The organism is Paenibacillus sp. RS8 (assembly GCF_041956825.1).
GTDB lineage: Bacteria > Bacillota > Bacilli > Paenibacillales > Paenibacillaceae > Paenibacillus_AQ.
The window spans coordinates 5,693,698-5,705,335 of sequence record NZ_CP168131.1 but is presented as its reverse complement, the minus strand read 5'-3'; the positions used below and the strand labels follow the sequence as shown (position 1 = coordinate 5,705,335).

Sequence of the window (11,638 nt, the reverse complement as noted above, 5' to 3'; positions counted from 1 at the left end):
TTTAGATCGGGGCGAGTTTTTTTAAATTGACTAATTTCTATGAAGGAATGAACTAAATGGACAGGATAAACGTACTATAGTAAAACTATCCTAACAACGTATGAATCGGTACGCACGACAAGATGGAAATTACTTATAGGAACGGAAGGGAAGTGCCAAGATGTTGACAATAAAGCATTTTACGAAGAGCTATAAGGGTGGTAAGAAGGCAGTAAATGATTTGAATTTAGTGGTAGAGAAGGGCGATATTTACGGCTTTATCGGACATAACGGTGCGGGAAAAACAACGACGATTCGGGCAGTGGTGGGTGTTCTTGATTTTGAGGAGGGGGACATCGAGATTGGTGGATATTCAATTAAAAAAGATCCATTAGCCTGCAAAGCAATTACTGCGTATATACCGGATAATCCGGATCTATACGATCATCTGACAGGCATTCAGTACTTGAATTTTATTGGTGATCTTTTTAGCGTATCGAAAGCGGATCGTGAATTACTGATTAAGAAATATGGCGATGAATTTGAGATTACCTCTCATTTGGGAGATTTAATCTCCTCGTATTCTCATGGGATGAAACAGAAACTCGCGATCATCTCAGCACTCATACATAAACCGAAGCTGTTAGTGCTGGATGAGCCCTTTGTGGGACTAGATCCAAAAGCGGCACATACGCTTAAAAGAATCATGACGGAGATTTGCAGTCAAGGCAGTGCGATCTTTTTTTCGACGCATGTACTGGATGTAGCCGAGAAACTTTGCAACAAGATTGCCATTATCAAAGCTGGGGAATTGATTACGCATGGGAAAACAGAAGAGGTGAAGGGTGACAGCAGCCTTGAAGATGTGTTTTTGGAGTTGATTAAGCATGATTAATATCTGGAGATTGACAAAGATTCAGCTGATCTCATCCTTTGGGTTAAATAAAGCGTTGCACACACGTGGTGTGAAAGAAAGACGCAAAATGCTTTGGCTTAGCATCGGTATCTTAATAGGCATAGTCATGATGGCAGTCGTTTCATTTGGATATAGCTTTATTATTGCAGAGACCCTTGAACAGATAGGCCGGCCTGAGCTGTTGCTAGCGATTATGATGGCTGTTACTTGCTTAATCGGATTTTTTACAACGATCTATAAGGCAAGTGGTGTATTATTTGGCTCCAAAGACTACGATCTCGTAATGTCCTTACCCATCAAAACGAGTCATATTGTTGCAAGTCGAGTGGCTCAGCTCTATGTGTTAAACCTGTTTTTCTCATTGATGGTGATGGTACCAGCAGGCATAGTTTATGCTATAAAAGTGAATCCGGGAGCATTATATTATTTGTATTTCTTGATCACATTGTTATTTATTCCATTAGTGCCGATCATTGCTGCAACGATTATTGGTGCGCTGATCAGCTGGTTTTCCTCAAGATTTAAAGGAAGCCGTATAATAACTCTCATTCTAACTTTTATTGTGATTATCGGGATAATTGTTGGTTCCGGTCAAATCAATGGGAACAATCCACAATTGCTTGCGGATATGAGCACACAAATCGCTGATCAAATATACAACTTGTATCCTCTGACGCTTATGTATGTAAATGCGGTTTGCTCGTTTCAGATGGATTCCTTAGTATTGTTTGTTGCGATTTCACTGATTTCTTTTGTGCTGTTTACCATGTTGCTTGGGAATAAATATAAAGCGATACACACGGGTCTTACGACCTCTTTTTCCAGTAATAAGTATCAAATGAAGTCGCTTGAAGTATCGTCACCCTTGTATACACTGTATAAAAAAGAGCTTCGCCGCTATTTCAGTTCTACTTTATATGTGCTCAATACGAGTATTGGTATGGTGATGTTACTTGTGATGGCTGTCACCTTGCTATTCGTTAATGCAGAGCAACTAGGACAAATTCTTGAGGTCCCAGAGCTTTCAAATTATTTAAGCCGATTGGCACCGCTGTTTGTTTCTGTTTTTGTAACGTTAAGCTGCACAACATCCAGTTCCATTTCGCTCGAAGGTAATAATATTTGGATTTTAAAAAGCGCACCTGTGCCGACATTAACGATATTGCTAAGTAAAATCGCAGTGAATCTTACGATTACCGTGCCGATTGTAGTTGTCAGTAGTGTGCTCCTCATGATATCTCTTGGCACAGGGGGGATCGAAAGCTTGCTATTACTGGTTATTCCCGTCTTATATGCTTGTCTTACAGCAATGATTGGTGTAATCGTTAATTTGAAGCTACCTAAACTGGAGTGGACAAATGAAGTATCGGTAATCAAACAAAGCGCATCCGTCTTAGTGACGATGTTGATAGGCTTAATAAGCTTACTGATCCCATTTGGTTTGAGTCTGCTGCTATCTGATCTGAATGGTAATCTTGTATTGTTAGGTATTGGGTTACTAATATTAGTGGTATGTGGTGCGATGTATAAATATATTCAGTCCAAAGGTGAGCTTTTATTTAGGGCGCTTTAAATAAGTAAAGTACTATCTTCTGATTCAATCAGAACGTAACTTCATAAATATGAATTTCGAATATCATAACTGTTGTCAGACACTCCTTTAGGGGTGTCTTTTGTTATAAGTGGGGACTTATATTTTGAAAACATCAATATTACAACACCGATGGAAGGATATAAACTGATTGTTAACGAATTCAATTTGATAAAAATACGCTTTGCATGGTCGCCATCATACCGCACAAATTGCTTCGCTTAAAGAACGTACAGTCCGGTATGAGCTCGGGGCTCTTGATCCATACGATTACTAGTTATTCCGAGCGAAAATTGGATGAGATTCACAAAGTACATCTTTTCGCACTCTACCAATATTTTAGCAATGTTTATTGACTCTATCCTTGGTATAATTCGAAGATTATATCCGAGGAGGATCATCTCGTGAACAATAGATTTGGTAGGTTTGTTATTACTATACTTGTAGTATTGCTTGTAGCTGGGGTATTTATTCAACATATATGGGCTGATGATGGAGCCCCATTTAAAGATATAAGTAACAGTTATGCTAAAAAAGAAATCATAGATTTATATCATCGAAACATATTAACTGGCACATCGGAGACAAGCTTTTCACCTACTAAATCGATTACTAGAGCAGAATTCATAACGGTACTTGATCGTCTGCTAAAGCTAGATCCTGCAGTTAGTCCAGTATCTCCTTATACAGATGTAGCTAAAAAAGCTTGGTATTACGGCTGGATACAGGCAGCTGTTCAGCTTGAGCTGGCTAACGGCACATCGGCAACTACTTTCGCGCCAGTAAAAGCAGTTACTAGGCAGGAAGCGGCTGTATGGATGGCCAAAGCTTTAAAGCAAACAAACCATACTTCCGCTCTAACTTCGTTTAATGATCGAAATGAAATTGCTAGTTGGGCAAGATCAGCTGTTGCTACAGTAAATGTTCTAGGTTTAATGAAGGGGGATAAAAGCAGGAATTTCCGGCCTTCTGATCCTATAACTAGACAGGAAACAGCTGTCCTCATTGACCGGGTTCTGCAAAATGACAGCTGGGCAGCAGAGCTTGAGGAGAAGCCAGAGGATCAGATCGTTATAGGCTGGCAATATGGTCAGACGACGGCACAATATGAGAATACGGTTCTGAAGTCCAACGTGAATACCTTATCGCCACGATGGTATTATGTAGGAAAATCAGGTGCAGTAACGGATTCTACGGATGCTTCGCTGATCACATGGGCAAAGAAGAATAATAAGAAAATATGGGCAATGGTTGGCAATCGTTCAGATCAAGAAGCAACGCATCAAATGTTGTCGAGTGTTAGCACAAGGACTACGGCAGTAAATCAATTAGCTGCTGTAGTGAGTAAATATGGATTAGATGGACTAAATATTGATTTTGAAAATGTTGGGCCTGATGATCGTGCGTATTTGACCTCATTTATTACTTTATTAGCGGAGAAAATGCATTCACTTAACGCTAAGCTGTCGATAGACGTTTCTCCTGATCTTGGAACAGATTGGACAGATGCTTTTGACTATGCTGCACTAGGTAAGCAAGTGAACTATATAGTGATGATGGGTTATGACGAGCATTATGATGGGAGTAAGATTCCTGGGCCGAATGCCTCAATTCCTTTTGATCAACAGGCTGTGAATACTGTATTAAAAGTAGTACCCAGCCAGAAAGTTATATTGGCATTGCCTTTATATAATCGGGACTGGACGTTGAATCAGAATGGTACGGTTTCATCATCAAAGTACATGTCGCTTTCGGAGCAAAATCAGATTATTAGTAACTATGGGATGAAGCCCGTATGGAATGAGTCTTTGGGACAATATGTTGCCAATTATACGAAGCAGTCCATAAAGCACACCATCTGGATTGAGGATGGACGTTCACTAATAGCCAAATACAATTTAAGCGTTAAGAACAATTTAGCTGGGGTTGCCTATTGGTATATAGGTGGGGAAAGCTCTGATATATGGACTAGCCTAAGTAATGCAGAGAGATTTTATGATTATACGTTTTAAAAAAGAGACTGGATGCTCATAGCCACGAAGCTATGTTTTTATCCAGTCCTTTTTATTTGGTTATTACCGTACAAAGGGTAGTCCCCTCATTATTGAAAGGTTTTCCTGCTACATCAGCAAACAATTCGATCTGGCCAAAGCCTGCATTTCGTATTTCATTAATTAAGGTATGTTCTGTGAAACAATGCTCCCATATGTTATAGCATTGAGTCGAGTGTTCACTAACAACAATGGTTTGATTTAGAACTGTCAGATCTTCGTCATAACGATAAAAAGAGTTCAGGCATAAATGTGGATTCTCATCCCAAAAACCGCCGGAAATATTATTTTCCCATTCTTTCTGTTCATTCTTCCCTTCATGCTGTCTGGGTGTAAATACATCTAAAATAAGTTTTCCATTCGGTTTCAGCGCTTTATAAATCTTGTCTAATAATAGAGATCTGTCTCTAGTGGATAATACACCATAATCGCAATAAATAAGAGTAACTATATCAAAGCTTTCAGAGTAATTCATATCTAAGTAGTTTTGATAAAGATATTGAATATTGGAACGATTAAGAATAGATTGCTCTTGTGCATAGGCTATTGATCTCTGTGAAAAATCTATTCCTGTTACAGAATATCCAGCACTATGAAATTTCTCTGCGTATAACCCAGGGCCACAGCCTATATCAAGTAGATCTGGATAGCGGTTTGAGGGAAGCATTGTTGAAATCCAGTTCACGGATTCATTAATGAATTCTTCTTTACGACTAGCCGCGTCCCAATTTTTATCCAGATGCGCCTCTAGCATTCCTTTTGATATATGTGGATGATTCCAAAATTCGGTAGTGCTTGGCGTGTAGATGACGGGTCTGATCAGATATTGTAATAGAGTATTTAGCACATTAACACCTCATTTAGAGATTCTGAAGTCCTCACGTTTTACTCTACCCAATACATGTTTCCTGCACAATTTAAAGAATAGATATAATTATAAATTATTACTTCGTTGGATTAATTCAGCTTCGAGTGACGTATTTTTTGAAGTTTTTTACTTTTATAACTTTAACACTTTTGGATAAAAGCTTCTTATCGCTGACAATCCAGGTGTGATCTTTGGAGTTTTTTCTACGAATTGCAGCGAAGTTATACTTGTTTCCTGCGTAAATCTTAAAGCCATGTGCAGCACAATCAGAACAGAACTTGACGCATTCCCCTCGGTTCCGATCTGGAAAAGAAATTTGCTGGAATACATTACGTTTAATGAGCAGGGTCGCACCTTGAAGATTGGTTACATATTTATTTTCCATATGAGAGTAGCGTACCAAGAGTAATTTCTTGTCATTTAGATACATGAAGTGAGCCCGTTTTCCAACGATATCCGCCTTACTCTTATGAAGGGTTTCCATACTATCGGTTAAATAGTTGGTAGCGTAGTAGTCGTCATCATCAAATTTAGCGATATAACTATATTTCGCTAATTGCACACCAAAATTCAAACAAAATCCGAGAGAACGATGTTCCGGTATTTTATAAACCCGCACATTCTTATGTTTTTTTGCAGCAGTTATATAGTCATTGATCTTCAAATCATTATTATTTATGATCACGATAAGTTCTTTAGGATTGAAATTCTGTTGTCGATAGTTATCAAATAGTGTATTTATACAGTCAGCTCGTTTTGTACAGGTCAGGATAGATACAGCAGATCCATTAGAATCAGCAGCCCATTTCATAACTTGATCTTTGGACTGCGTCCAACAAAGGCCTTGTAGTTTTTAATATTACGGATGATCTTATGGTTTGCTATTAGAGTGCTGTCGCTGATAATCCATGTGTGCTTAGAAGAGTTTTTTCTTCGTATGGCTACGAAGTTATTCTTACTCGCAGAATACACCTTATAACCTTTCTTTCTACTTCTGCTGCAAAAAAGATCATCCTCACCCACGTTTCTATCAGGAAATTTCACATGATCGAATACTTTACGTTTGAAGACGAGTGTAGCGCCTGGTAGATGAGTAACTGTTCGATGTTCATCATGTGCGAAACGAAGGATCAAAGTCTTAGAACCACTTAAATACATGTAATGAGCTCGTTTTCCAAGAATATCAGCATTTGTTCTATTTAATGTCTGAATACTTTCTGTTAAATAATGAGGGGCATAATAATCGTCGTCGTCGAATTTGGCAATGGTATGATATTTACATTTCGTTACGGCATAGTTTAAGCATGAACCCAGAGTTTGATGTTCTGGTTTACGAAATATCTTTATGTTTTTGTGTTTTTTAGCTAATTGTTGGTAGGGGAATAGTGGAATTGCATTGTTATTGATAATAATGATGAGTTCTTTTTGGGCATATCGTTGTCTGTTGTAATTTTGAAGTAGGTTGTTTAAATAATTTGGACGATTTGTACAGGTAATAATGGAAACACCGTTCATTTAACCAACCCCTTAGATGCTTTTTATTTGGGAAAAGTCTCATAATACGATATGTCCAAGTTAGGATAGAGTAACGGCATATCAACCTCATGTATGCAAAAATGGATTTGTATGAAGAACACAAAACCCACAGTGATGACTGTGGGTTTTGTGATAAAGACAATGCATGTGGGGAGTTCTTGAATTTGCAGAGTACTACTGATGCTAAGAAAATGATGGTTTGCCAAACGAAGCAGTGAAGTCGCGTAGGGTACGTGATCTTATTTGTTCCCCTCTAAAAGTCTCTCCTTCATCACCCCAGGCGTACAGCCATAAGTATTTCGAAAAATCCGTATAAAATAATTCGTTTCCATGCCAAGCTGAAGCGCAATATCTTGAACGAGAATCTCATCATTCTCTGTCATTAACTGTACCGCACGTTCTAGTCGCAGATTCTGAAGATACTTATGCGGAGTTATGCCGTATTCATGTACGAATAGGCGCTGGAAGTGCTGGACGGAATAACCTACAGCAGCTGCTAGATTGGAGATAAGGAGCGGCTCAGTATAATGCTCGTTAATAAGTCCAACCGCTTTAGCCAACGCTCCATTACGCACAGACTCAAGTTCTAAACGACTGCCTGAGGTATGAGTGGATTCAGAACGACGCAACATCAGAAGTAATCGATATAGGGTTATAGATAGATCTTCCATCCCATGCGCGTCTTGTCGACTAGCCGTCTGATTGTTCACCGTATGCCAGATCTTTCCGATTTCCTCCCAACATTGTTCAAAACGAGCAGGGTGATAGGGTATAGAAGGGAGAAGCCCAATCCCCTCTAGTAAACCTTGCGACTGAATTCCTTCGATTCCGATGAAACCCACATGCCATGGTTCATGTGAGGTAGGATAATATTCGTGTCCTCGATCCGGTGGGAAGGCGAAAGCCACTCCAGGTTCTAGTATGATTTCAGTACCGTTCTCCAGATCACGAAACAACCCAGTTCCGGTACGAATCAGAAAAATCTGGTGCACAGGGAAGCCGGCAGGCCGCACATGATGAAATTGGATATGACGTCCGACAGAGTAAGGATATAAGGGAAGCGTCTCAGCGTCACGCGGTAACTCTATCAGAGAAAATGGAAGCAGGATGATTCACCTCATATTCATTTTGTACTATCACTTCGAGAGTATATTCCTACTATTCTAGGTAAGTTTTCTTTTATTATAAATAGTATAAATGATGATTCTTGATTTAGATAGCTTCGGCATCTAACGTCTCATCAGAGAATAGTCCCATTCCAAAAATGGGCAGAATTGAGAGGATGATCTTACACAATGAGTAAAAAACATTCCCCGATTAGTAGCAAAGCTCCAGTGATGCTGCACGGTGCTGATTATAATCCTGAACAATGGCTGAAGTATCCAGAAATTTTGCGTGAAGATATTCGTCTGATGAAGCTTGCAAACTGTAATGTGATGTCTGTCGGAATTTTTTCTTGGGTATCCCTAGAGCCTGAAGAAGGTGTATTCACTTTTGATTGGCTAGATAGTGTATTGGATTCTTTTGCTGAGAATGGGATTTACGCATTTCTGGCAACTCCTAGTGGAGCACGACCTGCTTGGATGTCTGAGAAGTACCCTGAAGTTCTAAGAGTGGAACGTAATCGTGTTCACAATTTACATGGCTTCCGTCATAATCATTGCTTCACCTCACCTGTATATCGGGAGAAAACTGCGATTTTAAATGCGAAGCTTGCGGAACGTTATAGCCAGCATCCGGCTGTTATCGGTTGGCATATCTCGAATGAGTTCGGTGGTGAATGCCACTGTGATCTTTGTCAGAATGCTTTTAGAGATTGGTTAAAGGTCAAATACAATAACAGTTTGGATGAGGTGAATCATGCTTGGTGGGCTACTTTTTGGAGTCATACCTACACTTCATGGACACAGATTGAATCCCCAGCGCCACATGGAGAAACACAAGTACACGGCTTGAACCTCGACTGGCGGCGTTTTGTCAGCGAACGGACGATTGATTTCTGTCAGCATGAGATTAATGTTGTACGCCCTTACAATCCAGCGCTACCAATTACAACGAATATGCATATGATCGATGGCATTGATTATCGCGAACTAGCCAAAATTCTGGATGTTGTCTCATGGGACGCTTATCCAGAATGGCATTATACTGAAGACGGTGACGATGCTAGACTGGCGGCATGGACGGCGATGCACTACGATTTAATGCGTTCTTTTAAAAAGAAACCATTCCTGCTCATGGAGAGCACACCATCACTTACGAACTGGCAATCGGTCAGTAAGCTGAAGCGTCCTGGCATGCACAAGCTGTCTTCACTTCAAGCGGTAGCGCATGGTTCGGATTCTGTACAATATTTCCAATGGCGTAAAAGCCGGGGCTCTAGTGAGAAGTTCCACGGTGCGGTTGTTGACCATAGCGGACATTCCGAGACTCGTGTGTTTAAAGACGTTACAGAGGTAGGAAAGACGCTGGCGGGAATGACAGAAGTAGTAGGTACATCAACTCCAGTGAGAACAGCGATTATTTTCGATTGGGACAACCGCTGGGCGATCAAAGATGCACAAGGTATTCGTAATTCAGGATTACGTTATGAGGAGACTGTACTCCAGCATTATCGTGCACTTTGGGAGCTGGGTATTCCGGTTGATATGATCGGATCGGGAGATGATCTGTCCTCCTACAGTCTGGTCATTGCACCTATGTTATATCTGATCAGCGAAGAAAATGGAAAGCGCATCGAGAAGTTTGTGGAGCAGGGCGGAAATTTCCTGGCAACCTATTGGTCTGGTGTCGTTAACGAAACGGATTTATGCCATTTGGGTGGATTCCCTGGACCACTGCGCAGAACGCTCGGTATTTGGGCGGAGGAGACAGAAGGACTGCATAGCCGTGATTTGAATGGTGTTGTCATGCAGGCGAGCAATGCACTTAATCTTAGTGGAGATTATGATGCGCATGAAATTGCTGAGCTGATACACTTGGAAGGTGCGGAAGCATTAGGCACTTATCGCAGTGATTTCTATGCTGGCCGTCCAGCACTTACGGTAAATCGTTTCGGTGAAGGAAATGCATATCACCTAGCTACTCGTGTGAAAGACGCTTCTTTCTACGTTGAATTGTATGCCGCGATCACTGCTAAAGCAGGAATTACGCGTGCACTTGATAGTGAGCTTCCAACTGGTGTGACAGCGCAGCTTCGTACCGATGGAGAAAGCGATTATATCTTTGTGCAAAACTACAGTGGCAGTCCGCAATCAGTCAAATTAGATGGTGTGGATTATACAGATTTGAGCTCAGGTACTACAGCTCCGGCTGTGTTGAATCTAGCGGTAAATGATCTCGTAATGTTGAAGCGTAAATCGCTAGTATAAAAAGAAGGCAGGACCTGGGGGATTCAGGTTCTGCCTTTTTACTATCAATTCATAAGTCGTCCCATCATAATCGTGTTATAGAATTTGCCATCCGAAAGGACCTTGTCGTTCTTTAATGTGCCTTCGATCTCAAAGCCGAGCTTTTGATAAAGTTTAATTGCTTTGTCGTTCGTTTCCAGGACATTTAAAGCGATTTTCTGGATACCGTTAGCGTCGGCCCAAGCAATAGATTCTGCTAAAAGATTCTTTCCAATTCCATAACCCCAATAATCCTGCAACACACATACTCCAAACTCTACTTTATGAGCGAATCTTTTTAAAGTAGGACCTTCACATCGGGAGAACCCAACGATTTGATCCTCAACTACCGCTACAAGAAACAAATTTCTGGGTTCCTTCGAATCAGATTGAATAAGCACCGTGAAGCCTAATTTGTCAATGAACGCTTCCCCTGGTTCTCTGTCTAAATTCTCGGTCTCACCATCAATTTGTACTCTTAATTTGGACAATGTCATAGCATCCGTAGGGATTGCAGATCGAATGATGTATTGGATTCCTCTCACACTAAATATTTGTTGATCAATAATCATTTGTCCTCCGTTACTTCTGATGATTTTAGAAATATTGCCTCGATGCCCTCAATAATACGAGAATAATAATCCGTATCGTGGGGTACAAAATGGGTCTTGTCTACATCCTGCTCAATGGCAATTCTATGTCCATGCGGATCGATTTGAAAACCGTTGACTTGTAGACTATGTATTTCTTCCTGCCAAAATCTGCAGAAATCAGAGAACTTAGCTTTGACAATGCCGGCGACCTCTTCTTGTTGTAACTGAAAATCTTCTAGTCGATAGGAATTGATATAAATAAAGACATGCGCTCGTTCATTATCGATAAAGTTTTCTTTTTTCAAACTGTAAGGAATTGTTCCTAGCGGGATCAGTTCTTCAAAAGAAATCTCCAGTCCCAGTTCTTCTTGAACCTCGCGTATTCCATCTTCTACAGTTTCATTTGCTAGCAAATGTCCGGCGGCCGTGATGTCCAGTAGTCCTGCATAATCTTGTTTCTGTTCACTCCGAAGTTGTAAATAGATATAGGGTATTTCCTGATCTTTGCTTATGAACCAGCAGTGGAAAGTCTCATGCCAATGACCTAACCGATGTACCTCTTCACGTGGAGCCGTACCTGTTCGGTTGCCTGCTTCATCAAAAATGGTAAGTATCTCTTTATGCATAGAAAAGCTCCTTTGTGATGATTTCTTCTTTCTAAAGCCTATCATAAAACCGTTCGAATTACCCTAAATGTTAGGGTGGTCCTTATTGA

10 protein-coding genes are annotated in these 11,638 nt (G+C 40.4%); 4 read left to right on the top strand and 6 right to left on the bottom strand.

All coding sequences use genetic code 11. The features are described from left to right. The first annotated feature begins 160 nt into the window (after positions 1–160). The 3 genes from ACDZ28_RS26880 to ACDZ28_RS26870 all read left to right on the top strand — a co-directional run bounded on the left by ACDZ28_RS26880 (position 161) and on the right by ACDZ28_RS26870 (position 4,498). Positions 161–874, top strand: a complete 714-nt coding sequence (locus ACDZ28_RS26880; protein WP_313642038.1) for an ABC transporter ATP-binding protein — start codon at positions 161–163, stop codon at positions 872–874. Next, positions 867–2,468: a hypothetical protein gene (locus tag ACDZ28_RS26875; protein WP_375103271.1), complete on the top strand. Its 1,602-nt coding sequence runs from the start codon at positions 867–869 to the stop codon at positions 2,466–2,468. Before ACDZ28_RS26880 ends, ACDZ28_RS26875 begins: the two co-directional genes overlap by 8 nt. A 422-nt stretch (positions 2,469–2,890) precedes the next feature. Continuing rightward, positions 2,891–4,498 carry an S-layer homology domain-containing protein gene (locus tag ACDZ28_RS26870; RefSeq protein ID WP_375103270.1) on the top strand — a complete coding sequence of 536 codons (1,608 nt, stop codon included), beginning with the start codon at positions 2,891–2,893 and terminating at the stop codon, positions 4,496–4,498. 52 nt (positions 4,499–4,550) lie between these two features. Here ACDZ28_RS26870 and ACDZ28_RS26865 read toward each other — a convergent pair whose 3' ends face one another. The 4 genes from ACDZ28_RS26865 to ACDZ28_RS26850 form a co-directional block, all read right to left on the bottom strand. Next, complete coding sequence (locus tag ACDZ28_RS26865) at positions 4,551–5,384, bottom strand: methyltransferase domain-containing protein (protein WP_339287075.1); 834 nt, start codon at positions 5,382–5,384, stop codon at positions 4,551–4,553. Between the two features lie 115 nt (positions 5,385–5,499). Next, positions 5,500–6,216: a glycosyltransferase family 2 protein gene (locus ACDZ28_RS26860; RefSeq protein WP_375103269.1), complete on the bottom strand. Its 717-nt coding sequence runs from the start codon at positions 6,214–6,216 to the stop codon at positions 5,500–5,502. Continuing rightward, positions 6,213–6,920 carry a glycosyltransferase family 2 protein gene (locus ACDZ28_RS26855; RefSeq protein WP_042128769.1) on the bottom strand — a complete coding sequence of 236 codons (708 nt, stop codon included), beginning with the start codon at positions 6,918–6,920 and terminating at the stop codon, positions 6,213–6,215. The genes ACDZ28_RS26860 and ACDZ28_RS26855 overlap by 4 nt, the downstream gene beginning before the upstream one ends. A 260-nt stretch (positions 6,921–7,180) precedes the next feature. Then, the gene (locus ACDZ28_RS26850) at positions 7,181–8,029 is read right to left on the bottom strand and encodes a helix-turn-helix transcriptional regulator (protein ID WP_375105422.1); all 849 of its coding nucleotides are present in this window, start codon (positions 8,027–8,029) and stop codon (positions 7,181–7,183) included. Positions 8,030–8,236: 207 nt separating this feature from the next. Between ACDZ28_RS26850 and ACDZ28_RS26845 the strand changes: the two genes are divergently transcribed. After that, a complete protein-coding gene (locus ACDZ28_RS26845) occupies positions 8,237–10,312 on the top strand; it encodes a beta-galactosidase (RefSeq protein WP_375103268.1) in 2,076 nt (691 codons plus the stop codon). Between the two features lie 44 nt (positions 10,313–10,356). On the opposite strand, the gene ACDZ28_RS26840 is transcribed toward ACDZ28_RS26845, so the two are convergent. Both ACDZ28_RS26840 and ACDZ28_RS26835 read right to left on the bottom strand, forming a co-directional pair. After that, positions 10,357–10,902, bottom strand: a complete 546-nt coding sequence (locus ACDZ28_RS26840; protein ID WP_375103267.1) for a GNAT family N-acetyltransferase — start codon at positions 10,900–10,902, stop codon at positions 10,357–10,359. Continuing rightward, entirely contained in the window at positions 10,899–11,549 is a 651-nt protein-coding gene (locus ACDZ28_RS26835) for an NUDIX domain-containing protein (protein ID WP_375103266.1), read from the bottom strand. The genes ACDZ28_RS26840 and ACDZ28_RS26835 overlap by 4 nt, the downstream gene beginning before the upstream one ends. Positions 11,550–11,638 lie beyond the last annotated feature (89 nt).

Excerpts from the sequence above, each read along its gene's own strand:
- ACDZ28_RS26880 (WP_313642038.1), top strand. The coding sequence starts at position 161 with ATGTTGACAATAAAGCATTTTACGAAGAGCTATAAGGGTGGTAAGAAG.
- ACDZ28_RS26875 (WP_375103271.1), top strand. The coding sequence starts at position 867 with ATGATTAATATCTGGAGATTGACAAAGATTCAGCTGATCTCATCCTTT.
- ACDZ28_RS26860 (WP_375103269.1), bottom strand. The coding sequence starts at position 6,216 with ATGAAATGGGCTGCTGATTCTAATGGATCTGCTGTATCTATCCTGACC.
- ACDZ28_RS26855 (WP_042128769.1), bottom strand. The coding sequence starts at position 6,920 with ATGAACGGTGTTTCCATTATTACCTGTACAAATCGTCCAAATTATTTA.
- ACDZ28_RS26845 (WP_375103268.1), top strand. The coding sequence starts at position 8,237 with ATGAGTAAAAAACATTCCCCGATTAGTAGCAAAGCTCCAGTGATGCTG.
- ACDZ28_RS26840 (WP_375103267.1), bottom strand. The coding sequence starts at position 10,902 with ATGATTATTGATCAACAAATATTTAGTGTGAGAGGAATCCAATACATC.
- ACDZ28_RS26835 (WP_375103266.1), bottom strand. The coding sequence starts at position 11,549 with ATGCATAAAGAGATACTTACCATTTTTGATGAAGCAGGCAACCGAACA.